Here is a 24,363-nt window from a genome sequence, read left to right on the forward strand (position 1 = left end):
TCGGATGCGGACCCGCCATGTGTCGTCACGGTGGAGCACGCTATCGTCTCCCCGTCCCGCGATCGCCCCGAGACCCCCCGAAGGTGTGCAGTGACCGACATGCCGAGTGTCTCCATCCACCCGACAGCCGAGGTGGAGGCCGGGGCCGAGGTCGGAGCCGGGACTCGGATCTGGCATCTGACGCACGTCCGGTCGACCGCTCGCATCGGTGCCGGCTGCACCATCGGACGCAACGTGTTCGTCGACGCGGGAGTCACCATCGGTGACCGCGTCAAGGTGCAGAACAACGTCTCGGTCTATCACGGTGTCACGCTCGAGGACGAGGTGTTCGTCGGCCCGAGCGCTGTCTTCACCAACGACCTCAACCCGCGGGCGCAGAACCCGGACTGGAAGGTCACGCCGACACTGGTCCGCACGGGGGCCTCCATCGGCGCCAACGCCACGATCGTCTGCGGCACCGAGATCGGGGAGTACGCCCTGGTGGCCGCGGGCGCCGTCGTCACCCGGGACGTGCAGCCGCACCAACTCGTGGCCGGCAACCCGGCCCGGCACCTCGGCTGGGTCAACCGCAACGGCGAGGTGGTCGCCCGCGGCGACGAGCAGCTGCCCGCCGGCGTACTCGAAGAGCGCTGAACTCACAGGAGACCCCTCATGTCTATTCCCATCACGTCGGTGGTCATCGGCCCCGAGGAAGAGGCCGCGGTCCTGTCGGTTCTGCGCTCCGGCAGGCTGGCGCAGGGCCCGATGGTCGCCGAGCTGGAGCGGTCCTTCGCGGAGCTGTGCGGTGTGCCGCACGCCGTGGCCGTCAGCAACGGCACCGTCGCCCTGGTCGCCGCTCTCGAAGCGCTCGGTCTGCAGCCCGGCGACGAGGTGATCACCACCCCCTTCAGCTTCGCGGCGACCCTGAACGCGATCCTCGAGTCCGGCGCGACGGTCCGCTTCGCCGACATCCGCGACGACTTCACCATCGACCCGGAATCGGTCAAGGCGCTGGTCAACGAACGGACCAAGGCCATCCTGCCGGTGCACCTCTACGGGCTGCCCGCCGACATGACGGCCCTCACCGCGATCGCCGACACCGCCGGGCTCGCGATCGTCGAGGACGCCGCCCAGGCGCACGGCGCCCGCGTCGGTGACCGGGCGGTCGGCTCGTTCGGCGTCGGCTGCTTCTCCATGTACGCCACCAAGAACCTGCAGTGCGGCGAAGGTGGCCTGATCACCACCTCCGACGACGCCATCGCCGACCGGCTGCGGCTGCTGCGCAACCAGGGCATGCGGGTGCGGTACCAGTACGAGGCGCCGGGGCACAACTGGCGACTGACCGACCTGCAGGCGGCCATCGCCGTGCCGCAGGTCGGCCGGCTCGCCGAGACCACCGCCCGTCGGGCCGAGAACGCCGCGAAGCTGACCGCCGGCCTCGCCGACCTGCCCGGTCTGACCACCCCGTCGGTGCCGGCGGGACGCAGCCACGTCTGGCACCAGTACACGGTGCGGATCGGCGCCGACGCGCCACTGAGCCGCGACGACCTCGGCAAGCGGCTCGACGAGCGGCAGATCGGCTACGGTCTGTACTACCCCCGCCTCATGCACCACTACGACTGCTACGTGGGTCACCCGCAGATCGGCACGGACGACACCCCTCGTGCCCTGCGCGCCGCCGAGGAGGCGCTCTCCCTTCCTGTCCACCAGCACCTGGCCAACGACGACGTCGACCAGGTGATCGAGGCCGTACGAGGTGCGTTCAATGCCTAATTTGGCGATCATCGGCGCGGGCATCATGGGCGCGAACCACGGCCGGGTGGCCCTCTCCACGCCGGACGTCACCGTCACCTCCGTCTGCGACCCCGACCCCCAGCGGGCCGCCACCCTGGCCAAGGCCATCGGCGCGCAGTACACGACCGACCTCGACGAGGCGCTGGCCGGCGTGGACGCCGTCGTCCTGGCGACCCCGAGCGAGACGCACGGCGAGTTGGGCGCACGCATCCTGCGCAGCGGCCGGGACCTGCTCGTCGAGAAGCCGATCGCGACGTCCGTCGCCGACGCGCGGAGCCTCATCGACCTCGCCGAGAAGCACGACCGCGTGCTGATGGTCGGCCACGTCGAGCGCTTCAACCCGGCGGTGACAGAACTCCTGCAACTGGTGGACGACCCACTGTCGTTGGAGATCACCCGGGTCGGCCCGTTCTCCAACCGCGCCCTCGCCGACGTCCTGCTGGACCTGATGATCCACGACGTCGACCTGGCCCGCACGGTGGCCGGCTCGGAGATCGTCGCGCACCGCGCGGCGACCCGGATCGTCCGCTCCGCCGAGCAGGACCTGGCGTTCGCCCTGCTCATGTTCGAAAACGGCATGATCGCCAACATCACCGCGAGCCGGGTCAGCCAGAACAAGATCCGCCGCGTCACCCTCACCCAGCGCAACGACTGCGTCATCGCCGACCTGCTGCGCCAGCAGGTCGAGGTGCACCGCATCGAACACTCCGAGTACCTCTCCGAGGGTGGCGTGCGCTACCGGCAGAGCGGCCGCGTCGAGATCCCCTTCCTGTCCCAGCACGGCGAACCGCTGATGCACGAGCTGCGGCACTTCGCCGACTGCGTCGTCAACCGCCGCCGACCGGTGGTCAGCGGCGAGGACGGCCTGGCCGCCCTCGAGGTGTGCCTGCAGATCCGCGACACCGCGCTGGTCGGCTGAGCATGTACAAGGGTCAGAAGATCGCCGCCGTCGTCCCGGCGTACAACGAGAGCCGGCTGATCGGCAAGACGATCACCACGATGCCCGACTTCGTGGACTTCATCGTGGTCATCAACGACTGCTCCACCGACGACACCTCCGCGCGCGCCCGCGCGGTGGGCGACCCACGGGTCGTCGTCATCGACCACGAGAAGAACACCGGCGTCGGCGGTTCGATCATGGACGGCCACGAGCGGGCCCTCCTCCTGGGCGCCGACATCAACGTCGTGATGGCCGGTGACGCCCAGATGGACCCGGCCTACCTGCCCGCGCTGCTCGACCCGATCTGCGACGACGGCTACGAGTTCACCAAGGCCAACCGCTTCTTCTCCCGCACGTCGTTCGCCGACATGCCGGCCGTACGGATGCTGGGCAGCGTCGCCCTGTCGTTCGCGACCAAGGTCGCCAGCGGCTACTGGAACCTCTTCGACCCGCAGAACGGCTACACCGCGGTCTCCCGGTCGGCCCTGCTGCGACTCAACGTCGCCGCCGTGGCCCGCGGCTACGAATTCGAGAACGACCTCCTCATCTGGCTCAACATCGCCAACGCCCGAGCCAAGGACGTACCGGTCCCCGCCAGCTACGGCGAGGAGGTGTCGACGATGCGCATCCACAAGGTCGCCCCCCGCATCGCCAGCCTCCTGTTCCGCGGCTTCTGGCGGCGGATGCTGCTCAAGCACGTCCTCGCCTCGTTCTCCGCCGTCGCGCTGCTCTTCTTCACCGGCCTGTTCCTCATCCTGTTCGGCTCCGGCTGGGGGATCTGGGTGCTGGCCGAGACGCTCGGCCCACCCGTCGCCACCACCGGCAGCGTCCTGCTCTGCGTCGGGCCGCTGCTGACCGGCATCCACATGCTGATCTCCGCGCTCACCCTCGACATCCAGTCGACGCCGGACTGACCGGCACCGGGCCCTGATCCGACCCACGCCCCCTGAAAGGCAGCGCAGAGAACCGCGATGACCGAACAACCTGCGGCCGGCGACGGCGCCGTCGCCGGCACCCGCCGGGTCTGGATCCTGGCCTTCGTCGGCTTCCTGCTGACCATCGGGGCCTGGTCGGTCGCCGCCCCCTACGACGGCACACCGGACGAGCGGGAACACATGATCCGCGCCGCCGGAGTGGCGGCGGGCGAGATCGCCCCGCCGCCGGCCGACGCCAAGAAGGGCTCAGGGGCCTTCCAGGACGTCCCCGCCGGCCTGGTCAGAGAACAGTGCTGGCAGTTCAAGCCGGCCGTCTCCGCCGCCTGCGCGGTCCCACCGGGCAGCGATGACACCCCCGTACGCGCCGGCACCGGCGCCGGTCGCTACCACCCCGTCTACTACGCCCTGGTCGGCTGGCCACTCGACCTCTGGCCGGGCTGGTCCGGGGTGCTGCTCGCCCGGTTCATCAGCGCCGGCATCGCCGCGGCGCTGCTCGCCAGCGCGTTCGTCGTGGCGGTGACCTGGTCCCGCCGCCGTCTGATGATCGCCGGGCTGCTGGTCGCCGTCACCCCGATGGCCGCCCAGATGGCCAGCGCCGTCAACCCCAACGGCGTGGAGATCGCCGCCGGCGTGGCGTTCTTCGCCGCGACCATCCCGCTGTTCCTGGACCGCCGACCCAAACCGCACCACGGGCTCCTCATCCTCGCCGGTATCAGCGGACTGCTGCTCGCCATGCTGCGGCAGACCGGGCCCCTCTGGCTGGCCGCCGCGTTCGTCGCCTTCGCCTTCCCCTGGCGGCAGAGCAACGTCGGCCGGCTGGTGCGCGAGAAGGCCGTCTGGTGGTGGGTCGGCGGCATCGCCGTGGCAGCCGTCACCGCGGTCGGCTGGGGCGTCGTGATGAAAACCTCCGACCTCGGCAAGTACGGCGGCCACGTCTACACCTACGGCCAGGCCGCCCTCGCCGAAACCGACCGGTGGCGCGGCTACCTCGACCAGATGGTCGGCGTGACCTCGTGGCTGGACACCCGAATGCCCGCGCCGATCTACCTGACCTGGCAGTTCGTCGCCGCGACACTACTGATCGGCGCGTTCGTCTTCGGCCGGCTGGTCGACCGGTGGCGGCTGCTCGTCCTGATCGTCGCCGGCACCGTGGTGCCGTCCGTGATGCAGGTGGCACTGGTCAAGCAGACCGGGTTCGTCACCCAGGGCCGCTACATGCTGCCGATGCTCGCCGGGGTGATGCTCTTCGCCGCGTACGTCTGGGAGGAACGCGGCCTCGACGCCACCCGCAGCCGGACCCTGGTCCGAATAAGCGTCATCCTGCTCCTGCCGATCCACCTCTTCGTCCTCATCCTGACGATGGTGCGGTGGCAGGACGGGCTGCCCAAATACCTGACCTTCCGCACCTTCAACCCCTTCGCCGGCGACTGGCACCCCCCGCTCGGCTCGATCACGCCCCTGCTGGCGAGCGTGCTCGGGCTGACACTGCTCGGCGTCCTCGCCTGGCGGGTCTCGATGCGCCCCCTCGACGAGGCCGACGAGACGGCGTCAGCGATCTCCGAGCCAGCCCCGGATGCTCGCTGACCGGCCGACCGGCCGACCACGCCCGGTGCGGGCGTTGCTGTCGGATTCGGACTAGGCTGGAGCGCAAGGCCGATCGAGCGGTAACGCACCGGCCGGCGGGGGCGTGGACCGGTACGTCAGCGAGCTGAAGCGGGGCGCGGCATGAGCGTACGGCGAATCATGGGCACCGAGGTCGAGTACGGCATCTCCGTGCCCGGACAGGCCGGAGCCAACCCGATGGTCACCTCGTCGCAGGTGGTCAACGCCTACGGGGCCCGCCCGGAACTCAACCGGGGCGGTCGGGCCCGGTGGGACTACGAGGAAGAGTCACCGCTGCGCGACGCCCGCGGCTTCACCTACTCCGGCGCCGCGTACGACCCCGCCGAGGCTCTCGCCGACGAAGACCTCGGCCTGGCCAACGTGATACTCACCAACGGCGCCCGGCTCTACGTGGACCACGCCCACCCCGAATACTCCACCCCGGAGGTCACCACCCCCCGCGACATCGTGCGCTGGGACAAGGCCGGCGAGCGGGTGATGGCCGAGGCGTCCCGCCGGGCCGCCACCATCCCGGGCACCCAACCGATCCACCTCTACAAGAACAACACCGACAACAAGGGCGCCAGCTACGGTGCCCACGAGAACTACCTGATGCGCCGGCAGACGCCGTTCGCCGACATCGTGGCGTACCTGACGCCGTTCTTCGTCACCCGCCAGATCGTCTGCGGCGCCGGCCGCGTCGGCATCGGCCAGGACGGCGGCCAGAGCGGCTTCCAGATCTCCCAACGCGCCGACTTCTTCGAGGTCGAGGTGGGCCTGGAAACCACCCTCAAGCGGCCGATCATCAACACCCGCGACGAGCCGCACGCCGACGCCGACAAGTACCGCCGGCTGCACGTCATCATCGGCGACGCCAACCTCTCCGAAATCTCCACCTACCTCAAGGTCGGCACCACCGCCCTGATCCTCACCATGATCGAGGAGAAGGCGCTCGGCGCCGACCTCGGCATCGCCGACCCGGTCAGCGAGCTGCGCGCCGTCAGCCACGACCCCTCACTGACGCACCGCATGCGGCTGCGCGACGGCCGTCGGCTCACCGCGCTGGACCTGCAGTGGGCCTACCTGGAGCGGGCCCGGTCCTTTGTCGAGGACCGGTACGGCACCGACGCCGACGAGCAGACCGTCGACGTGCTCGACCGCTGGGAGAGCGTCCTGGACCGGCTGGGCCGGGACCCGATGCTCTGCGCCGACGAGTTGGACTGGGTGGCCAAGCTGCGGCTGCTGGAGGGCTACCGGGAGCGGGAGAAGCTCGGTTGGGGCTCGCACAAGCTCCAGCTCGTCGACCTGCAATACTCCGACGTCCGGCCGGAGAAGGGCCTCTACCACCGCCTGGTCAGCCGGGGGGCGATGAAGACGCTGCTCACCGACGACGAGACCCGTACCGCGATGACCGAGCCCCCGGAGGACACCCGGGCCTACTTCCGTGGTCGCTGCCTCGCGCAGTACGCCTCCGAGGTGGTCGCCGCGAGCTGGGACTCAGTGATCTTCGACGTGGGCCGGGAGTCGCTCGTCCGGGTGCCGATGATGGAGCCGGAGCGGGGCACCCGCGCGCACGTCGGTGCGCTGTTCGACCGCTGCGCCAGCGCCAAGGACCTGCTGGAGACGTTGACCGGGGGCTGACGACGCGCCCGGATGCCCGTCGTGTGCCGTAAGCCGGCGCGCGGCGGGCTTTTCGTCGCCCGCGCGAGGTAAGTTCATCGCAGACGATCGTGGAGGAGGCAGCAGTGGCCACTCATGACAGCGGCGGCCAGTCGCAGTCCGGCAAGTCCCGTCAGGGCGAGGAAATCGAGGACGTCACCACCGAGGCCAACCCCGAGGTGGCCGAGCGGCACGCCGAGATCACCGAGGACGTCGACGACCTCCTCGACGAGATCGACTCCGTCCTGGAAGAAAATGCAGAAGAGTTCGTGAGGGGTTATGTACAGAAAGGGGGTCAATAGGGGTAAATGTCCGATTTGACCGAGCCGCCGGGCAAGACATGCCCGCAGTGCAAGAGAGTGCTGGCCTACAGCGAGTTCCACCGTGATCGGCGCCGGGTGGACGGCATGGCCTTCTACTGCAAGGCGTGCGCCAATGCTCGGTCCGAGGCGAGCCGCCGCAAGCGGGGCGTCGGGCCGCAGAAGAAGTCGCCGACGCCCGTTGGTGAGGGGCTCAAGTGGTGTCCGGACTGCGAGCAGATCAAGCCGCTCGACGAGTTCCCCACCACCACGACCAAGGCCAGTGGCCGGTACAGCTACTGCAAGCCCTGCCACAACGCCCGCGGCAAAGAGACGGCGCAGCGGCTCTACGGCGGGACACGCGAGTACCACCTGCGGCGGAGGTACGGCGTGGGGGAGAAGGAGTTTCAGGAGCTCCTGGCCGAGCAGGGCGGGGTCTGCGCGATCTGTGGCGGCGCCGACCCGCAACATCTGGACCACGATCATCGCACCGGATGGGTGCGCGGGATACTCTGCTTCAACTGCAACGGTGGTCTTGGCCAGTTCCGTGACAGTCCCATGAGGCTGGCCAGGGCGATCACGTACCTGAGAGGAACCACGTGGCAGCGGGCTTTGATCCATCCGGGCGTCTACCAGATGTGTTCACCAACGCGGGGACGTCCTCCTTCACGACGTTTCTGAGTCGGGTGGCCCCCGAGATGCTGCCCGGTCGGCGACCGCTGCCGCCGGGCATGGCCGCCGACCTGGCGCCGCACGCGACCACCATCGTCGCCATCGCGGCCGCCGAGGGTGTGGTGATGGCGGGCGACCGACGGGCCACCATGGGCAACCTGATCGCCCAGCGTGACATCGAGAAGGTGCACCCGGCCGACGCGTACTCGCTGGTCGGCATCGCGGGCACCGCCGGCATCGGCATCGAGCTGATGCGACTGTTCCAGGTGGAGCTGGAGCACTACGAGAAGATCGAGGGCGCGATGCTCTCGTTGGACGGTAAGGCCAACCGGTTGGCCTCGATGATCCGGGGCAACCTGGGGGCGGCCATGCAGGGGCTGGCCGTGGTGCCGCTCTTCGCCGGGTTCGACCTGGCCGCCGCCGACCCGGCGCGGGCCGGTCGGATCTTCAGCTTCGACGTGACCGGTGGCCCGTACGAGGAGACCGGCTACGACGCGATCGGGTCCGGGTCGTTGTTCGCCAAGTCCGCGTTGAAGAAGCGGTTCCGGGCCGGGTTGTCCGTCGAGGACGCGACGCGGCTGGCGGTCGAGGCGCTCTACGACGCGGCCGATGACGACACCGCGACCGGTGGGCCCGACCTGACCCGCCGGATCTACCCCGTGGTGATGACCGCGACTGCCGAGGGCACCTACCGGCTCACCGACGCCGAGACGGCGACGATCGCCGAGGGCGTGGTCGCCGGCCGGATGGAAAACCCGGGCGGCTAGGCCCGCCCGCCCACCCCCACCTGCCAGCAGTCGTCAGCACAGCCCCGTTAGGAGAACCGCCGCCGTGGCCATGCAGTTCTACGCCTCGCCCGAACAGATCATGCGTGACCGCTCCGAGCTGGCCCGTAAGGGCATCGCTCGCGGGCGCAGCGCCGTGGTCCTGAGCTACTCCGGCGGGGTGCTCTTCGTCGCGGAGAACCTCTCCAGCGCCCTGCACAAGGTCAGTGAGATCTACGACCGGATCGGCTTCGCCGCGGTCGGCCGGTACAACGAGTTCGAGAACCTGCGGCGGGCCGGCGTGCGGATGGCCGACCTGAACGGGCTCAGCTACGACCGCCGGGACGTCACCGGTCGGGCCCTGGCCAACGCGTTCGCGCAGACCCTTGGCGCGATCTTCACCGAGCAGTCGAAGCCGTTCGAGGTGGAGATCTGTGTGGCGGAGGTCGGGGCCACCCCCGCCGATGACGAGTTGTACCGGCTCACCTACGACGGTTCGGTCAATGACGAGCCGGGGCGGATGGCGATGGGTGGTCAGGCTGAGGCCATCACCGGTGTGCTGAAGTCCAACCACCGGCCGGACATGTCGCTCGGTGAGGCGGTGAAGGTCGCGGTGCAGGCGCTCAGCAGCGTCGGTGGGGAGGGCGGCGCCGCTCGGACGATCGCCGCGAACCAGCTCGAGGTGGCGGTGCTGGACCGTCAGCGGGTCGGCCGGACGTTCCGGCGGATCACCGGGGCCGCGCTGACCGCGTTGCTGGACGGGAAGGCGGCACCGCCGGCGAGTGACCTGCCGGAGACGCCGAGCGTGCCGACCGGGGAGGCGGGCAAGCCGACCAGTTCGGCGGGCTCCGCGGACCTGGAGGATCGACCGGGGCAGGCCGACAGTTGATCGTGTGAGCAGGAAGCGCCGGGGTCCGCGTGAGCGGGCCCCGGCGCTGTCGTGTGGTGGGTCAGCGGCGGGGGAGCAGCGGCCGGGCGAGGGCCCAGTAGCCGGCGGCGACCGCGTTGAAGACGCCCATGCCGGGGGGTGAGTCGACGTTCGAGGGGGCGACCCGGGCGGTCATCAGCTCGGCGATCACCCCGTCGGGTACGGTCCGTTCGGCCTGGAGTTGACGGCGGCGGGCACCCACCCAGGATCTGTTGCGCCACAGCCAGCCCCAGCCGCGGGTCTTCTGCCGGGTCCAGCCACCGGCGAGCGCGGCGGCGAGCATGGCGGCTTCGGTGAGCAGCAGCATCGGGGCGAGCAGCACCAGGGTGCGGGTCTGGTAGGCGGTGAGCAGGGTGACCAGCCGGTTGCGTTCGACCAGGTAGAGCTTCAGGTCGTTGCGGGAGAACTCGTAGTGGTGGCGGACGACGGCGTCGGGGACGTACTCCAGGCGCAGGCCGCGTTGCCAGAGCCGCAGGCTCAGCTCGGTGTCCTCGTGGTAGGCGAAGTACTCTTCGGCGAAGCCGTCGAGCTCCTGCCAGCGCTGCCGGCTGATCACGAAGCAGCAGCCGCTGAGTGACGGGACTCTGGTGCGGACGGCGTGGGCGGTGGCCGGTTCGCCGTTGCCGCCGGCCCAGGACAGGCCGGTGAAGTGCAGCGGGTTGCCGGCGGTGTTGATCAGTTCGGGGGTGTCGGCGAGCCGGATGGAGGCCATCGCGGCGCCGACGCCGGGTTCGGCGGCGACCGCCACCGTCTTGGCGAGGGCGTCGGGGGCGACGATGGCGTCGGAGTTGACGAAGGCGAGCCAGTCTCCGGTGGCCTCGGCGGCGCCGATCCGGCAGCCGCCGGAGTAGCCGGTGTTCTGCTCGGGGCGGACGACGCGCACCTGGGGGAAGCCCTTGACGATGTCGATGCCGTCGCCGGTGCAACCGTTGTCGACGACGACCAGTTCGATGTCGACGTCGGTGCTGGCGAGGACGGCGTGGGCGGCGTCGACCAGGTACGGCTCGGCGCCGTAGGCGAGCATGACCGCGGTCACCTGTGGGCGGGTCATCGGATGCCTCCGGATGCGGCAGGGGCGGCGGCCTCGGCGAGCGGCCGGGTGGGGGTGGTGGGTCGGTGGGCGCCGCCGCGCAGCAGCAGTGTCGCCATGGTGGCGGCCACGATGACGGACCCGATGGTGTACGCCAACTCGACTCGCAGGGTGACCGGGGCGGGGATCAGCGTGACGGCGATCAGGGCGGCGACGCCGGCGGTCCAGGCGAGGGCCTGGGCGCGGTGCCGGTCGAGGGCGAGCAGGGCCTGGCCGAGGACCATCGCCCACAGGTAGGCGAGGGTGGCGGCGGCCAACCAGGCGAAGTCGGCGTGGCCGAGAACGCCGGGTGCGTCGAAGAGGGCGCCGACCAGCCACGGGCCGAGCAGCACGGCGCCGAGGGCGCCGGCGAGGCCGAGGGCGGTGACGATGCCGAGTGCCCGGCGCAGCAGGTTGTGGAAGCCGGCCTGGTCGCCGGTGGTGGCGGTGGTGGCCAGGCCGGGCAGTAGTGACGCCTGGAGCGAGCCGAAGACGAACAGGGGGATGCGGACCAGCACGAGGGCGCTCAGGAGCGCGCCGGCGGCTGCCGCGTCGGAGGGCGCGAGTAGTTGCACGTTGATCACGCCGATGTTCACCACGACCTGGGAGAGCAGGCTGGAGGCGGTGAGCAGGCCGAGGCCGCGCAGCAGGGTGGCCCAGGCGACCGGCGGGCCGGCGCCGATGGCGCGCAGCACCGGTGGCAGGGTGACCAGGACGCTGACCAGCGGGGCGGCGACGAGTACGAGCCCGTACCAGACGGGGGAGGTGACCCCGGCCAGCCCGAGCAGGGCGACCATGATGATGCGCAGGCCGCCGTCGATCCCGAGTTGGGTGCCGTACCAGGGGAACAGTTGCAGGCCGGAGAGGACGCCGCGGGTGGCGTAGGCGACGGCCATCGCGGCGAGTGCGCCGATGAGCACGGTGACCAGGTTGCCGTCGCCGGCGAAGAGCTTGTCGGCGAGCGGCTGGCGGCCGATGGTGACGGCGGACACCAGCACGGCGAGCAGCACGGCGGCGACGGTGACGCCGCGGGCCAGCACCGGTCCCGGGGGCAGCCCCTGGCTGTGCCGGGCGGCGACGATCCGGGCGACTTCCTGTTCGATCGGCATGAACACGCCGATGCCGAGGGTGAACACGATCGACCAGAGCACCGACAGGGCGGAGTAGTCGGCGGTGCTGAGGCTGTGGCCGGCGACCGCGAGGTGCACGTAGGAGGCGAGGCCGAGAAGGCCCAGCCCGGCACCAACAGCGATGGTGCCGGGCGGGATCAGGCGCAGCAGGCGACGGATCACCGGCGAATGAGGGCCAGCGTGAGGACGGCGAACGCGCGGCCGAGGTAGATCATCGCCCGGGCGGGGGAGTGGCTGGGTGTGCCGGCCATCCGTTTGCGCATGGCGACGGGCACCTGCCGGATGCGGTATCCGCGGCGGGCGGTGTGGACCAGGGTCTCCACGGTGTCGCCGAGGTATTCGGCCGGGTACCAGGTGGCGAACATGTCGATGACCCGCCGGTTGGCGGCGCGGAAGCCGGACGTGGTGTCGGTGAGCTTGGTGTGGGCGACCCGGGACAGCACGGCGGAGAGCATCACCATCGCCCAGCGGCGGGGGCCGCGGACGGTGTAGTCGCCCTCGCCGGCGAAGCGGGCGCCGATGACGAGGTCGTTGTCGTCGAGCAGGTCGACGAGCTTCGGCACGTACCGGGGGTCGTGCTGGCCGTCGGCGTCGATCTGGATGGCGACGTCGTAGTTGTGGTCGCGGGCGTAGCGGTAGCCCAGGCGCATGGCCCCGCCGACGCCGAGGTTGTACGGCAGTTTCGCGACTGTGGCGCCGGCGGCGGTGGCGACGGCGGCGGTGCGGTCGGTGGAGCCGTCGTCGACGACGAGCACGTCGACGCCGGGCAGTTCGCCGCGGACCTCGCCGACGACGTCGGCGATCGAACCGGACTCGTTGAGCGCCGGGATGATGATCAGTGTGCGTTTGCCGTTAACCATCGGTCGACACCAGTTCGTCACGGGCCGCCCGGTCCGCGTCGATCTCTGCGCGCAGCAGGGCGAAGTCCTCGGCCAGGGTGCGGGTCTCTTCTTCGAGTGCGCTGACCTCCCAGCTCAGGTGCACGCACACGAGCAGCAGGAAGACGATGCCGAGGAAGAGCACCAGGCTGACGCCGGAGGCGACGCCGAGGAGTTCGGCGACGTTGTCGAGCAGCCGGGGGAACAGGGACAGCGGGATCACGACGACCAGTACGGCGAGCCAGAGCATGCCGTACTTCTCGCGCAGCTGACGGCGGCGCAGCAGCTCGACGATGGTGCCGAGGAGCAGCAGGCCGGTCAGGCCGGTGACGAGGGTGAGCTTCATGCGACCTTCCACGGGGCGGGTGGAGCGGGGGAGTGGAACGCGTCAACCAGGGCGCTGTGCCAGTCCGGAAGCGGGGGCAGACCCACGGCTGCCCAGCGGCTGTGCCCTAGCACACTGTACGCAGGCCGGGGGGCGGGACGCGGATACCGGTCGCTGGTGGTGGGTCGAATGCGGTCCGGGTCCAGCCCGGCCAGCGTGAATGTGGCGCGGGCCAACCCGTACCAGGTTGTCTGCCCGGTGCAGGTGCCGTGGTAGACGCCGGGCGGCGCGTTGCCGGCCACTGCCGCGTCGGCGAGCGCGACGAGTCGTTGGGCGAGCGCGTAGGACCAGGTGGGTTGGCCGTGTTGGTCGTCGACCACGTCGAGGTGGTCGCGGTGGGCGGCGAGTTGGAGCATGGTGGCCACGAAGTTCGGGCCGTGGGCGCCGTACAGCCAGGCGGTGCGTACCACGTACCCGGTGTCGGGCAGGAGGCGCGCGACGGCCTGTTCGCCGACGAGTTTGCTGCGGCCGTACGCGTTGACCGGCGCGGTGGGCGCGTCCTCCGGGTAGGGGGTGTCCGCGTTGCCGGCGAGGACGTAGTCGGTGGAGACCTGGATCAGTCGGGTTCCGTCGGCGGCGCAGGCCGCGGCCAGGTTGGTCACGGCGCCTCCGTTGACGGCGGTCGCCGCGGCCTCGTCGGCTTCGGCGGCGTCGACGTTGGTCCAGGCCGCCGCGTTGATCACCAGGTCGTGCCCGGCGACGGCGGCGTCCACCGCCGCGCGGTCGGTGACGTTCAGGTCGGCGCGGGTGGCGGCGGTCACCTTGAGGTCGGGTCGTGCTCCCAGCACGGTGACCAGGTCCCGGCCGAGCATTCCGCCCGCGCCGGTGACGAGGATTCGGGTCATGCGGCCGGGGCGGACTTGAGGGGTTCCCACCACGTGCGGTTGTCCTGATACCAGCGGACGGTGTCAGCGAGGCCCTGGTCCAGGGTGATGCTGGGGTGGTAACCGAGCTCTTCGCTGATCTTGGTGATGTCGAGCGAGTACCGGCGGTCGTGGCCCTTGCGGTCGGTGACCGGGACGACCCGGTCCCATCCGGCGTCGCAGGCGTCCAGGAGCAGACCGGTGAGTTCCTTGTTGGTCAGTTCGGTGCCGCCGCCGATGTTGTAGACCTCGCCGGCGCGGCCCTTCTGCTGCACGAGGGCGATGCCGCGGCAGTGGTCGTGCACGTGCAGCCAGTCGCGGATGTTGCCACCGTCGCCGTAGAGGGGGACGGTGCCGCCGTCGAGGAGGTTGGTGACGAACAGCGGGATGACCTTCTCGGGGAACTGGTACGGGCCGTAGTTGTTGGAGCAGCGGGTGACGACCACGTCCATGCCGTGGGTGCGGTGGTACGACAGCGCCAGCAGGTCGGAGCCGGCCTTGGACGCCGAGTACGGCGAGTTGGGGGCCAGGGGCCAGGTCTCGGTCCAGGAGCCCTCGTCGATCGAGCCGTAGACCTCGTCGGTGGAGACGTGCACGAATCGTCCGGTGCCGTGGCGCAGCGCCGCGTCGAGCAGCGTCTGGGTGCCCAGCACGTTGGTGGTGACGAACGGCGCGGCGCCGGCGATCGAGCGGTCGACGTGTGACTCGGCGGCGAAGTGCACGATCACGTCGTGCCCGGCGACGACCTCGTCGACCACGACCGGGTCGCAGATGTCGCCCTGCACGAACCGCAGTCGCGGGTCGTCGCGGACGGGCGCGAGGTTGGCGAGGTTGCCCGAGTAGGTCAGCTTGTCCAGGACGGTCACGGCGGCCGGCTCGAGCGGCGGCACGCCGTCGGCGCCGCCGAGGGGCTTGCCCAGCAGCAGGCGGACGTACTCCGACCCGATGAATCCGGCTCCGCCGGTGACGAGGATCCTCACGGGTCCGGAAGTATACGCGACGGGTGGCGCTAAGCCCGGTATGCGACCCCCGCACAACCTGTCCGGGTGCGGCTAGGCTTCCCCGGTGCGCGGAATCCTACTTGCCGGCGGCACCGGGTCCCGGCTCTGGCCGATCACCCGGGCGGTCTCGAAGCAGCTGATGCCGGTCTTCGACAAGCCGATGATCTACTACCCGCTCTCCACCCTGGTGATGGCCGGGGTCCGGGAGATCCTGGTGATCACGACTCCGGACGACCAGGACCAGTTCCGTCGCCTGCTCGGCGACGGCAGCCAGTTCGGGCTGCGGCTGGAGTACGCCAGCCAGGAACGCCCGGAGGGCATCGCGCAGGCGTTCATCCTCGGCGCGGACTTCATCGGCGACGCGCCGGTGGCGCTGGTCCTCGGCGACAACATCTTCCACGGTGTGGGCCTGGGGCGGCAGCTCGCCGACCACGGTGATCTGGTCGGCGGTCGGGTCTTCGCCTATCAGGTGGCCAACCCGCAGGAGTACGGCGTGGTCGACTTCGACGCCGATGGCCGGGTGCTCTCGATCGAGGAGAAGCCGGCCCGGCCGAAGTCCCGGTTCGCGGTGCCCGGCCTGTACTTCTACGACAACCGGGTGGTCGACATCGCGCGCAAGCTCACCCCGAGCGCGCGCGGCGAGCTGGAGATCACGGCGGTCAACGAGGCGTACCGGGAGTGGGGCGAGCTTTCGGTGACGGTGCTGGATCGGGGCACCGCCTGGCTGGACACCGGCACGTTCACCTCGATGATGCAGGCCGCCGAGTTCGTCCGGGTGGTCGAGGAACGGCAGGGCCTCAAGATCGGTTGTGTCGAGGAGGTCGCCTGGCGGGCCGGCCTGATCGACGACGCGCAGCTGCGCGCGCTGGCCGAGCCGCTGACCAAGAGCGGCTACGGCGACTACCTGCTCCGGCTGCTCAGTGAGCAGGCCGAGCGCGACGGGGGTTCCTGGTGAAGATCCGGGAGTTGGGCATCGAGGGCGCCTGGGAGATCACCCCCCAGCAGCACGGTGACCCGCGTGGCATGTTCATGGAGTGGTACCGCTTCGACAAGCTCGCCGAGGCGGTGGGGCATCCGCTGCGACTGGCCCAGGCCAACCTGTCGGTGTCCGCGCGTGGCGTGGTGCGCGGCGTGCACTTCGCCGATGTCCCGCCCGGGCAGGCCAAGTACGTGACCTGTGTGCGGGGCGCGGTCCTCGACGTGATCGTGGACCTGAGGGTGGGTTCGCCGACCTTCGGCCGGTGGGAGGGCGTCCGGCTGGACGACACCGACCGTCGGGCGGTCTACCTCAGCGAGGGGCTGGGGCACGGGTTCTGCGCGTTGACCGACGACGCGACGTTGAGCTATCTCTGCTCGGCCACCTACAACCCGACCGGCGAGCACGCGGTGCACCCGCTGGACGAGGAGCTGGGCATCGAGTGGCCGGCGGAGGTTCCGTTGCTGTCCGCGCGTGACGACGCGGCGCCGACCCTCGCCCAGGCGCGCGAGCGGGGTCTGCTCCCGGAGTACGACAGCTGCCGGCGGTTCGTGGCGAGCCTCGGCCCGGACGGAATGTCGCACTCAACCGGTATGTGACAGCGCTCGGGGCACGACCTGTGGTCTGACAGTGACGAACCGGGCCCCCAGGCGGCTAATGTCACACCATGGAGCGGCGAATCTTCGGCCTCGAGACCGAGTACGGCGTCACCTGCACCTATCGCGGGCAGCGGCGGCTGTCCCCGGACGAGGTCGCGCGGTATCTGTTCCGGCGCGTGGTGTCCTGGGGTCGGTCGAGCAACGTCTTCCTGCGCAATGGGGCCCGGCTCTACCTGGACGTCGGGTCGCATCCGGAGTACGCGACACCGGAGTGCGACTCGGTGACCGATCTGGTCGCCCACGACCGGGCCGGCGAGCGGATCCTGGAGGGCCTGCTCGTCGACGCGGAGAAGCGGCTGCACGACGAGGGCATCGCGGGTGAGATCTACCTGTTCAAGAACAACACCGACTCGGCCGGCAACTCGTACGGGTGCCACGAGAACTACCTGGTCTCCCGGCACGGCGAGTTCGGCCGGCTCGCCGACGTGCTCATCCCGTTCCTGGTGACCCGGCAGTTGATCTGCGGCGCCGGCAAGGTCCTGCAGACCCCACGCGGCGCGGTCTACTGCCTCTCGCAGCGGGCCGAGCACATCTGGGAGGGCGTCTCCTCGGCGACCACCCGCAGCCGCCCGATCATCAACACCCGCGACGAGCCGCACGCCGACGCCGAGCGCTACCGGCGGCTGCACGTGATCGTCGGTGACTCCAACATGAACGAGGTCACCACGCTGCTCAAGGTCGGCACCGCCGACATCGTGCTGCGGATGATCGAGGCCGGGGTGGTGATGCGCGACCTGTCCCTGGAGAACCCGATCCGGGCCATCCGGGAGGTGTCGCACGACATCACCGGGCGGCGCAAGGTGCGGCTGGCCAACGGCAAGGAGGTCAGCGCCCTGGACATCCAGCAGGAATACCTCGCCAAGGCCACCGAGTTCGTCGAGCGGCGCGGCGGCGACCAGGCCGCCAAGCGGGTCGTCGAGCTGTGGGGGCGGGTGCTCAACGCGGTGGAGACCGGTGACCTGGAACCGGTCTCCCGGGAGATCGACTGGGTCAGCAAGCTGCGGTTGATCGAGCGCTACCAGCGCAAGCACGATCTGCCGTTGTCGCACCCCCGGGTGGCGCAGATGGACCTGGCCTATCACGACGTGCGTCGCGGCCGGGGCCTCTACGGGCTGCTGGAGCGCCGCGGTGACGTCGACCGGGTGGCCACCGACCCGGAGATCTTCGAGGCCAAGGAGACCCCGCCGCAGACCACCCGGGCCCGGCTGCGGGGCGAGTTCATCCGGCACGCCCAGGAGAAGCGCCGCGACTTCACCGTCGACTGGGTGCACCTGAAGCTCAACGACCAGGCGCAGCGCACCGTGTTGTGCAAGGACCCGTTCCGGGCGTACGACGAGCGGGTGGAGCGACTGATCGCCAGCATGTGACGGGTTACCGGCCCCGGCGGTGCGCTGCGCCGACGGGGCCGGTCGACCCGGCGCGCCGAGCGGTTAAGCTGAGCGCGCCATGACGACTTCTGGACCGTCCGACCGTTCCGAGCGCCCCGAGCGCGGCACCGAGCGGCAGAACTGGGTCGAACGCCGGCGGGAGAAGATCCGCGCCGAGATCGACCGTAACCGGCGCGGTGACTACACGGTGCCGACCTGGGTGCTGGCCCTGGCCCTGGCCCTCATCGTGGGCGGCTGGCTGGCCCTGATCTTCCTCGCCTAACCCCCAGCGCTCCGGCCCCGCGCCGTCGCCCGCGTTGATCATGAAGTTGTTGCCCCGACACGCCGAGGCGGCGGGCACTTCATGATCACCAGGGCCGGGCCGGGCCGGGCCGGGCCGGGCCGGTCAGGGGAGGAGGGTTGTGGCGTGGCGGCCGGCGGCGGCTGCGGACAGGAAGTAGGCGTGGTCGGCGTCGAGGCCACGGCCCATGGTGGACAGCGGCACGACGCTGGCCCGCAGCGCGGCGTCGAGACCGTCGGTGCCTACCCGCACGATCTTGTGCCGGGCCGCCAGGGGCGCCAGCGCCGCGTGCACCTCGGCCGCGAGCGACGGGGCCAGGTCCTCGGGCACCACCAGCTCCGCCGGGGCGAGCGCCACCCGGCCGTACGCGGTGAGGCTGTGGTGTGACACGCCCCGGTGCCGGGGACGGGGGTCGGCGTCGGAGATGCGCAACGACCCGACCGGCCGCCCGCCCAGCGTGGCGACCGCGTTGACCGCCTCGCCGACCGCGACGCCGGAGAAACCCCAGCGGGTGCCGGTGCCCAGGTTGCCGGGCCCCTGAGCCACGATCGCCAGGTCCGCGTGGAGCACGTGCCGGGCGGCGAGCAGACCGCCGTGCACTGTGGTGGCCTCCAGGTCGCCGCCGAACGCCTGCCCGACCGTGATCGTGCCGACCAGCTCGGACCGCAGCCCGGCGAGGGTGCGGGAGAACCAGGCGGGCAGCGCGCCACCGTCGGTGAGCAGGTACGCCACCCGCGCCCGCGGGGCGTCGGCCCGGATGCCGGCCAGGATCGCCGGCAGCGCCGAGTGCAGATCGGCGGTGACCACCGGCAGGCCGCCCAGGTCGTCCGCGTCGGCCAGCACGTCGCGGTGCGGGGACGCCTCCTCGTCGACACCGAGCAGGATCGGCTGCAACGGGGTGTAGCGGGCCTTCACCAGGTGCCCGGCGTCGCGGGTGTCGGCGACCTCCGGCGGGTCCGGGGGCAGCCGGTCCGGCAGGGCGACCACCAGGGCGTACCCGCCGGTGCCCAACCCCATCAGCAGCGCGCCGGCGTTGAGCAGCACCCGGTCGCCCGGCTCGGGCGTGCCGACCAGCTCCGGGTAGGCCAGCGCGCGCATCCGTGTGCCGTCGGGCAGGTCGACGTCCAGCTCCACCGCCCCGGTCCACTGCCGTCGCAGCGTCGCCACCGTCCCCGTACGCCATCGCACCATGACGGGCACGCTAGCCGCGCGGGCCCGGCGGCCCGCGCCCGGGTGCGGTTCAGGTGGACTCGGCGCCGCCGGCGTCCGGGCTCGGTCGGGCCTGGGTGTGCCGGGCGGTGCCGGTGGCCCCGGGCAGCGAGCGGGTGGGGTCGAGGAAGACGAACCGGATCTCCGGGTAGCGGCCGGTGAGCCGTCGTTCGGCCTCGTCGGCGGCGGTCTCGATCTGCGCGCCGGTGGCCTCGTCGCGGAAGTCGACCTTCGCGGCGACCAGGATGTCGTCCGGGCCGAGCTGCATGGTCAACAGGGTGTCGATGCGCTCCACCTCGGGCAGCCCGGCCAGCTCCTGCTCGATCTCGCGGCGCAGCCGTTCCGGCACGGCCCGGCCGACCAGCAGCGACAGGTTGTTGCTGGCGAGTATCCCGGCGACGGTCAGCAGCAGCAGGCCGATCAGGATCGACGCCACGCCGTCCCACACCTCGTCGCCGGTGGCGTGCGACAGACCGACGCCGAGCCCGGCCAGCACCAGACCGATCAGGGCCGCGCTGTCCTCCAGGAAGACCGCCTTGACGGTGGTGTCGGCGGTCAGCCGCAGAAACCGCCGAGGCGTGGTCCGCCAGCGTCGCGACTCGCGGCGGACCTGGCGCACCGCGCGGGCCAGGGAGATCGACTCGATGACGAACGACACCCCGAGCACGATGTACGAGATCAGGTAGTCGCCGCTGTGCTTGTGCACCAGGATCGTGGTGACGCCGTGGGTGACGGCGAAACCGGCGCCCGCGACGAACGTGAACATCGCCGCGAAGAACGCCCAGACGTAGCTCTCCTTGCCGTACCCGAAGGGGTGTCGCTGGTCGGCCGGGCGGGCGCCGCGGCGCAGCGCCTGGAAGAGCAGCACCTCGGTGGTGGTGTCGGCCACCGAGTGCGCCGCCTCGGAGAGCATCGCGGCGGATCCGGAGATCACCCCGGCGATCAGTTTGGCCACCGCGATGGCGAGGTTGGCGGCGCCGGCGACGACGACGGTGCCGACGCTCTCGCTCGCGGGCCTGGCCTCCGGTGCCGACATGAGGATCACCCTATGACCGCGGACGGCGACGCGCCGGGGGAGACCCGATCCGAACATGTGTGCGGCACGCCCGCGTGGGTGCACGGTGTGGGCGCGTCGGCTGCTAGCGTCTACCGCGTGTCGCGGACCCGCACCGAACGCCTGGTCAACCTGGTGATCTGCCTGCTGTCCACGCGACGGTTCCTGACCGCCGCGCAGATCGCCGCGACCGTGCCCGGTTACGAGCACGATCCTGACGACGCGCGCGACCACGAGGCGTTCCAGCGCAAGTTCGAACGGGACAAGGCCGAGCTGCGCGAGTTGGGTGTCCCACTGGAGACCGGCACGGCGAGCGCCTTCGACGCCGAGCCCGGCTACCGGATCGCCCACCGCGAGTACGCGCTGCCCGACATCCTCCTCGAACCGGACGAGGCCGCCGCGGTCGGCATCGCCGCACGGCTGTGGCAGCACGCCGGGCTGGCCGCCGCCGCGTCGTCCGGGCTGGCCAAGCTGCGCGCCGCCGGGGTGGACGTGGACCCGCAGGCGACCCTCGGCCTGGAGCCGATGGTCACCGTCGACCCGGCGTTCGCGCCGCTGACCGCCGCCGCGCGGGACCGCCGCGAGGTGGGGTTCGACTACCGGGTGCCCGACCGCGACGCGCCCAGTCGGCGGCGGCTGCAACCCTGGGGCGTCGTCTGCTGGCGCGGCCGGTGGTATGTGGTCGGCCACGACCAGGACCGGGAGGCGACCCGCTGCTTCCGGCTGTCCCGGGTCGTCGGCGCGGTCCGGGTGACCGGCGCCCCCGGCGCGTACGAGCCTCCCGCCAACGTCGACCTGATCAGCCACGTGGCCCGCTGGTCGGGTCCGGTGGAGCGCACCGGCCGGGCCACGGTGCTGGCCGCGCCGGGACGGGCCGCCGGGCTGCGCCGCTGGGCGCTGGAGGTGACCGCCGGTCCGGACGGCGACCGGCTGGTCCTGCCGTACGCGGAGCCGGACGGGTTGGCCGGTCATCTCGTCGGCTACGGCCCGGACGTGCGGGTGCTGGACCCACCGGAGGTCCGCGAGGCGGTCATCCAACGACTCAAGGAGATCGCCGTGCGCCACGACGAGCTGGCCGTGGGCGGAGGTGCCCGGTGACCCGCCCGGCCGCCCGCACCGGTTCCCGCGCGTCCGCCGACCGGCTGGCCCGACTGCTCAACCTGGTGCCCTACCTGCTGGCCCGGCCCGGCATCGAGATCGCCGAGGCGGCCGGTGACCTGGGCGTCACCGAGCGCCAGCTCCGGGAGGACCTGGAGCTGCTCTGGGTGTGCGGGCTGCCCGGGTACGGCCCCGGTGACCTCATCGACATGGCGTTCGACGGTGACCGGGTGACCATCACCTACGACGCCGGCATCGACCGGCCGTTGCGGCTGACGCCCGACGAGGCCCTCGCTCTGGTGGTGGCGCTGCGGATGCTGGCCGAGACGCCCGGGGTGGCCAACCGGGAGGCCGTCGAACGGGCTCTGGCCAAGATCGAGGCCGCGGGCGACCTGGTGGGCGCCCCGGTGGCGGTCCGGTTGCCCGGAGACACCCCGCGGGTCGAGGCGCTGCGCGCCGCCGTCGAGGGCGGGAAGGCCCTGCGGATCACCTACTACACGGCCGCCCGGGACGAGACCACCGAGCGCGTCATCGACCCGCTGCGGATGCTCATGGTCGGCGGCCGGGCGTACGTGGAGGCGTGGTGCCGGCGTGCGGAGGCCGTCCGGCTGTTCCGCGCCGACCGGATCGACGCGACCACCGAGTTGGACGAGCCGGCCATGGTGCCGCCGCAGGCCGTGCCGCACGACCTCACCGAGGGCGTGTTCCGCCCGACGGCCGACCTGCCGCTGATCACCCTGCGGATCGGCCGGGGCGAGCGGTGGATCACCGAGTACTACCCGTGCGAGCGGGTCGAGGCCGGCGACGGCGACCAGTGGCTCGTCTCCCTGCGGGTCACCGACCTGGGCTGGGCCCGCCGGTTCGTGCTGGGTCTCGGCCCGGAGGTGACGGTGGTCGCCCCGGTCGAGTTGGCCGAGCAGGTGCGGGCGACGGCCGCCGCCGCGTTGGACGCGTACGCCGTGCCCGCGCCCCCGGCGGTGCCCCGACCGTCCGAGGTCGACGCGGAGCGCGCGCCGGCGGGCGACCCGGCGGTGGCCGGCCGCACCCAGTAGGCTGACCGCCGTGCTGATCTGGATCGTCCTCGCGGTGGTGCTGCTGCCCCTCGTGGTGCTCGCGCTGGCCGTGCGCCCGGTGCTGGCCCGGTTGCCCCAGCTGCGCCGCGCGGCCGTGGCGTTGCAGCGGCGTGCCGCCGAGGCCGAGGCGCTGCGGGACACCGCCGAGGCGTTGCAACAACGCGCCGAGGACGTCCAACGTCGGCTCGACACCACCTCCCGACGGCTCGCGGTGATCAAGGCCAAGCGCGGCTGATCGGGCCCGCACCTGGTGGTGGTTGACGGATCATCGTGGGTTGGTCAAGACTTCACCCTCCCGGCCAAACCACCACTACCCAACGGGTGGCGGGCAGCCGATCCGCACGTACGATGGGCTGCGTACCACCCCTCGGACACAGAGCGACTGGAGCTTCTCATGGGTGCCCTCAAGCCGTGGCACATCGCTGTTCTCGTGGTTGTGCTGATCCTGCTCTTCGGTGCGAAGCGGCTCCCTGACGCGGCCCGGTCGCTGGGTCGGTCGCTGCGGATCATCAAGGCCGAGACGAAGAGCCTGCAGGACGACGACCGCGACCTCGCCGAGAAGGCCGACGCGCAGGCCGCCTACCAGCCGCTGCCGCCGCACACCGGGCAGCAGGCGCCGTACACCGGTCAGCCGCAGCAGGCCCCGTACCAGCAGGCCCCGCCGCAGCAGCCGGTCGTCGACCCGGTGCACCGCGTCCGCGACAACTGACCGAAGGGCCCCACTCCCGTGGCCTTCGCCCTGCGTAAGCGCGGCCCGAGCAGCTTCGAGCGGGCCGCCGACGGCTCGATGACGCTCATCGAGCACGTCCGCGAGCTGCGTAACCGTCTCTTCCGCGCGTCCGTGGCGATCCTCATCGGGTTCGGTCTCGGTGTGTGGTTGGCCAAGCCGGTGCTGCACCTGCTCCAGCAGCCCTACTGTGACCTCCCGCAGGCCAGATTCGTCGACGGCAAGTGCGAGTTCGTGCAGCTCGGCCCCGCCGACCTGTTCCTGCTCAACCTGAAGGTCGCGCTCTGGGTCGGGTTGATCGTGGCCGCACCGGTCTGGCTCTACCAGCTCTGGGCGTTCATCGCGCCCGGCCTGCACCGGCACGAGCGACGCTACGCGTACTTCTTCACCGCCCTCGCCGCGCCGCTGTTCGCGGCCGGTGCGGTGCTGGCGTACTTCGTCACGGCCAAGGGCCTGGAGTTCCTGCTCAGCATCTCCGACAGCGAGATCAGCACCACCCTGGAGATCACCAAGTACATCTCCTTCGTCACCAACCTGATCCTGTTGTTCGGGGTGGCGTTCGAGTTCCCGTTGATCGTGCTGATGCTCAACTTCGTGGGCATCGCCAGCGCGAAGCGGCTGCTCAGCTGGTGGCGGGTGGCGATCTTCGTGTTCTTCGCGTTCTCCGCCGTGGTCACCCCCACCCCGGACCCGTTCGGGATGACCGCGTTGGCGCTCTGCCTCTCCGCGCTCTACTTCGGCGCCGTCGGCGTCGCGTTCCTCAACGACAAGCGGCGTGGGCGGGGCAAGGAGATCTACGCCGGCATCGACGACGACGAGGTGTCGCCGTTGGAGTTCGACGCGGACCCGGTCGTGGCCGGGCAGCGGGTCGACTCGACCGCGCCGATCGGCGTACCCGAACCGGTCGCCCCTCCCGCGCCGATCGAGCGCCGCTACGACGACATGACCTGACGGCCCCGCGCCGACCGGTCCACCGACGCCGTCCCCGGGTTCCCGGGGGC

At 71.2% G+C, this 24,363-nt stretch carries 27 protein-coding genes; 19 read left to right on the top strand and 8 right to left on the bottom strand.

Annotation, left to right across the window (positions count from 1 at the left end):
* Positions 1-99: 99 nt before the first annotated feature.
* The 10 genes from IF22_RS0116445 (at position 100) to prcA (ending at position 9,533) form a co-directional block, all read left to right on the top strand.
* Positions 100-633, top strand: a complete 534-nt coding sequence (locus IF22_RS0116445; RefSeq protein WP_030332890.1) for an acyltransferase — start codon at positions 100-102, stop codon at positions 631-633.
* An 18-nt stretch (positions 634-651) separates the two neighbouring features.
* Positions 652-1,752: a DegT/DnrJ/EryC1/StrS family aminotransferase gene (locus IF22_RS0116450; RefSeq protein ID WP_030332892.1), complete on the top strand. Its 1,101-nt coding sequence runs from the start codon at positions 652-654 to the stop codon at positions 1,750-1,752.
* Entirely contained in the window at positions 1,745-2,692 is a 948-nt protein-coding gene (locus IF22_RS0116455; protein ID WP_081883858.1) for a Gfo/Idh/MocA family protein, read from the top strand. The genes IF22_RS0116450 and IF22_RS0116455 overlap by 8 nt, the downstream gene beginning before the upstream one ends.
* 2 nt (positions 2,693-2,694) lie before the next feature.
* Positions 2,695-3,627 carry a glycosyltransferase family 2 protein gene (locus IF22_RS0116460; protein ID WP_030332896.1) on the top strand — a complete coding sequence of 311 codons (933 nt, stop codon included), beginning with the start codon at positions 2,695-2,697 and terminating at the stop codon, positions 3,625-3,627.
* A 57-nt stretch (positions 3,628-3,684) separates the two neighbouring features.
* Positions 3,685-5,232: a DUF2142 domain-containing protein gene (locus tag IF22_RS0116465; RefSeq protein ID WP_030332898.1), complete on the top strand. Its 1,548-nt coding sequence runs from the start codon at positions 3,685-3,687 to the stop codon at positions 5,230-5,232.
* A gap of 141 nt (positions 5,233-5,373) precedes the next feature.
* On the top strand, positions 5,374-6,891 hold the full coding sequence (gene dop / locus IF22_RS0116470) for a depupylase/deamidase Dop (protein WP_036411579.1): 1,518 nt from the start codon (positions 5,374-5,376) through the stop codon (positions 6,889-6,891).
* 104 nt (positions 6,892-6,995) lie between these two features.
* Positions 6,996-7,211: a ubiquitin-like protein Pup gene (locus IF22_RS0116475; RefSeq protein WP_030332902.1), complete on the top strand. Its 216-nt coding sequence runs from the start codon at positions 6,996-6,998 to the stop codon at positions 7,209-7,211.
* 6 nt (positions 7,212-7,217) lie between these two features.
* Positions 7,218-7,889, top strand: a complete 672-nt coding sequence (locus tag IF22_RS0116480) for an endonuclease VII domain-containing protein (protein WP_030332904.1) — start codon at positions 7,218-7,220, stop codon at positions 7,887-7,889.
* Positions 7,808-8,647 carry a proteasome subunit beta gene (gene prcB, locus IF22_RS0116485; protein ID WP_030332906.1) on the top strand — a complete coding sequence of 280 codons (840 nt, stop codon included), beginning with the start codon at positions 7,808-7,810 and terminating at the stop codon, positions 8,645-8,647. Before IF22_RS0116480 ends, prcB begins: the two co-directional genes overlap by 82 nt.
* Positions 8,648-8,711: 64 nt before the next feature.
* Complete coding sequence (gene prcA, locus IF22_RS0116490; RefSeq protein ID WP_030332908.1) at positions 8,712-9,533, top strand: proteasome subunit alpha; 822 nt, start codon at positions 8,712-8,714, stop codon at positions 9,531-9,533.
* A gap of 61 nt (positions 9,534-9,594) precedes the next feature.
* Here prcA and IF22_RS0116495 read toward each other — a convergent pair whose 3' ends face one another.
* From IF22_RS0116495 to rfbB, 6 genes are read right to left on the bottom strand one after another with little or no spacing between them, the layout of a single operon-like run.
* Positions 9,595-10,623, bottom strand: coding sequence for a glycosyltransferase family 2 protein (locus IF22_RS0116495; protein ID WP_030332910.1), 1,029 nt, complete (start codon positions 10,621-10,623; stop codon positions 9,595-9,597).
* Entirely contained in the window at positions 10,620-11,933 is a 1,314-nt protein-coding gene (locus IF22_RS0116500) for a polysaccharide biosynthesis protein (protein WP_030332912.1), read from the bottom strand. The genes IF22_RS0116495 and IF22_RS0116500 overlap by 4 nt, the downstream gene beginning before the upstream one ends.
* A complete protein-coding gene (locus IF22_RS0116505) occupies positions 11,930-12,631 on the bottom strand; it encodes a glycosyltransferase family 2 protein (protein WP_030332914.1) in 702 nt (233 codons plus the stop codon). Before IF22_RS0116505 ends, IF22_RS0116500 begins: the two co-directional genes overlap by 4 nt.
* Positions 12,624-12,995 (bottom strand): DUF2304 domain-containing protein, encoded by a 372-nt coding sequence (locus tag IF22_RS0116510; protein ID WP_030332916.1) that lies wholly within the window; start codon positions 12,993-12,995, stop codon positions 12,624-12,626. The genes IF22_RS0116505 and IF22_RS0116510 overlap by 8 nt, the downstream gene beginning before the upstream one ends.
* Positions 12,992-13,879 carry a dTDP-4-dehydrorhamnose reductase gene (gene rfbD, locus IF22_RS0116515; RefSeq protein ID WP_030332918.1) on the bottom strand — a complete coding sequence of 296 codons (888 nt, stop codon included), beginning with the start codon at positions 13,877-13,879 and terminating at the stop codon, positions 12,992-12,994. Before rfbD ends, IF22_RS0116510 begins: the two co-directional genes overlap by 4 nt.
* The gene (gene rfbB, locus IF22_RS0116520; protein WP_030332920.1) at positions 13,876-14,877 is read right to left on the bottom strand and encodes a dTDP-glucose 4,6-dehydratase; all 1,002 of its coding nucleotides are present in this window, start codon (positions 14,875-14,877) and stop codon (positions 13,876-13,878) included. Before rfbB ends, rfbD begins: the two co-directional genes overlap by 4 nt.
* An 85-nt stretch (positions 14,878-14,962) precedes the next feature.
* Between rfbB and rfbA the strand changes: the two genes are divergently transcribed.
* From rfbA to IF22_RS0116540, 4 genes are all read left to right on the top strand, one after another.
* Entirely contained in the window at positions 14,963-15,853 is an 891-nt protein-coding gene (rfbA, locus tag IF22_RS0116525; protein ID WP_030332922.1) for a glucose-1-phosphate thymidylyltransferase RfbA, read from the top strand.
* A complete protein-coding gene (gene rfbC, locus IF22_RS0116530; RefSeq protein ID WP_030332924.1) occupies positions 15,850-16,473 on the top strand; it encodes a dTDP-4-dehydrorhamnose 3,5-epimerase in 624 nt (207 codons plus the stop codon). The genes rfbA and rfbC overlap by 4 nt, the downstream gene beginning before the upstream one ends.
* A gap of 68 nt (positions 16,474-16,541) precedes the next feature.
* Positions 16,542-17,900, top strand: a complete 1,359-nt coding sequence (gene pafA / locus IF22_RS0116535; protein WP_030332925.1) for a Pup--protein ligase — start codon at positions 16,542-16,544, stop codon at positions 17,898-17,900.
* A 79-nt stretch (positions 17,901-17,979) separates the two neighbouring features.
* Positions 17,980-18,183, top strand: coding sequence for a hypothetical protein (locus IF22_RS0116540; RefSeq protein WP_030332927.1), 204 nt, complete (start codon positions 17,980-17,982; stop codon positions 18,181-18,183).
* 123 nt (positions 18,184-18,306) lie between these two features.
* On the opposite strand, the gene IF22_RS0116545 is transcribed toward IF22_RS0116540, so the two are convergent.
* Entirely contained in the window at positions 18,307-19,392 is a 1,086-nt protein-coding gene (locus IF22_RS0116545) for a DUF3866 family protein (RefSeq protein ID WP_030332929.1), read from the bottom strand.
* Positions 19,393-19,441: 49 nt separating this feature from the next.
* A complete protein-coding gene (locus IF22_RS0116550) occupies positions 19,442-20,446 on the bottom strand; it encodes a cation diffusion facilitator family transporter (RefSeq protein WP_030332931.1) in 1,005 nt (334 codons plus the stop codon).
* Between the two features lie 117 nt (positions 20,447-20,563).
* Here IF22_RS0116550 and IF22_RS0116555 point away from each other — a divergent pair, with 117 nt between their 5' ends.
* From IF22_RS0116555 to tatC, 5 genes are all read left to right on the top strand, one after another.
* The gene (locus tag IF22_RS0116555; protein WP_030332932.1) at positions 20,564-21,562 is read left to right on the top strand and encodes a helix-turn-helix transcriptional regulator; all 999 of its coding nucleotides are present in this window, start codon (positions 20,564-20,566) and stop codon (positions 21,560-21,562) included.
* Entirely contained in the window at positions 21,559-22,614 is a 1,056-nt protein-coding gene (locus IF22_RS0116560) for a helix-turn-helix transcriptional regulator (RefSeq protein ID WP_036411583.1), read from the top strand. Before IF22_RS0116555 ends, IF22_RS0116560 begins: the two co-directional genes overlap by 4 nt.
* Before the next feature lie 10 nt (positions 22,615-22,624).
* Positions 22,625-22,870 carry a hypothetical protein gene (locus IF22_RS0116565; protein WP_030332934.1) on the top strand — a complete coding sequence of 82 codons (246 nt, stop codon included), beginning with the start codon at positions 22,625-22,627 and terminating at the stop codon, positions 22,868-22,870.
* A gap of 159 nt (positions 22,871-23,029) precedes the next feature.
* Entirely contained in the window at positions 23,030-23,344 is a 315-nt protein-coding gene (tatA, locus tag IF22_RS0116570; protein ID WP_030332935.1) for a Sec-independent protein translocase subunit TatA, read from the top strand.
* 18 nt (positions 23,345-23,362) lie between these two features.
* Positions 23,363-24,313: a twin-arginine translocase subunit TatC gene (gene tatC / locus IF22_RS0116575; protein WP_030332936.1), complete on the top strand. Its 951-nt coding sequence runs from the start codon at positions 23,363-23,365 to the stop codon at positions 24,311-24,313.
* Positions 24,314-24,363: the final 50 nt, after the last annotated feature.

Source organism: Micromonospora parva, from assembly GCF_000718515.1.
Taxonomy (GTDB): domain Bacteria; phylum Actinomycetota; class Actinomycetes; order Mycobacteriales; family Micromonosporaceae; genus Micromonospora; species Micromonospora parva.

Coding starts and splice junctions, on each gene's coding strand:
- IF22_RS0116445 (WP_030332890.1), top strand. CDS start 100: ATGCCGAGTGTCTCCATCCACCCGACAGCCGAGGTGGAGGCCGGGGCC.
- IF22_RS0116450 (WP_030332892.1), top strand. CDS start 652: ATGTCTATTCCCATCACGTCGGTGGTCATCGGCCCCGAGGAAGAGGCC.
- IF22_RS0116455 (WP_081883858.1), top strand. CDS start 1,745: ATGCCTAATTTGGCGATCATCGGCGCGGGCATCATGGGCGCGAACCAC.
- IF22_RS0116460 (WP_030332896.1), top strand. CDS start 2,695: ATGTACAAGGGTCAGAAGATCGCCGCCGTCGTCCCGGCGTACAACGAG.
- IF22_RS0116465 (WP_030332898.1), top strand. CDS start 3,685: ATGACCGAACAACCTGCGGCCGGCGACGGCGCCGTCGCCGGCACCCGC.
- dop (WP_036411579.1), top strand. CDS start 5,374: ATGAGCGTACGGCGAATCATGGGCACCGAGGTCGAGTACGGCATCTCC.
- IF22_RS0116480 (WP_030332904.1), top strand. CDS start 7,218: ATGTCCGATTTGACCGAGCCGCCGGGCAAGACATGCCCGCAGTGCAAG.
- IF22_RS0116495 (WP_030332910.1), bottom strand. CDS start 10,623: ATGACCCGCCCACAGGTGACCGCGGTCATGCTCGCCTACGGCGCCGAG.
- IF22_RS0116505 (WP_030332914.1), bottom strand. CDS start 12,631: ATGGTTAACGGCAAACGCACACTGATCATCATCCCGGCGCTCAACGAG.
- IF22_RS0116510 (WP_030332916.1), bottom strand. CDS start 12,995: ATGAAGCTCACCCTCGTCACCGGCCTGACCGGCCTGCTGCTCCTCGGC.
- rfbD (WP_030332918.1), bottom strand. CDS start 13,879: ATGACCCGAATCCTCGTCACCGGCGCGGGCGGAATGCTCGGCCGGGAC.
- pafA (WP_030332925.1), top strand. CDS start 16,542: ATGGAGCGGCGAATCTTCGGCCTCGAGACCGAGTACGGCGTCACCTGC.
- IF22_RS0116540 (WP_030332927.1), top strand. CDS start 17,980: ATGACGACTTCTGGACCGTCCGACCGTTCCGAGCGCCCCGAGCGCGGC.
- IF22_RS0116545 (WP_030332929.1), bottom strand. CDS start 19,392: ATGGTGCGATGGCGTACGGGGACGGTGGCGACGCTGCGACGGCAGTGG.
- IF22_RS0116550 (WP_030332931.1), bottom strand. CDS start 20,446: ATGTCGGCACCGGAGGCCAGGCCCGCGAGCGAGAGCGTCGGCACCGTC.
- tatA (WP_030332935.1), top strand. CDS start 23,030: ATGGGTGCCCTCAAGCCGTGGCACATCGCTGTTCTCGTGGTTGTGCTG.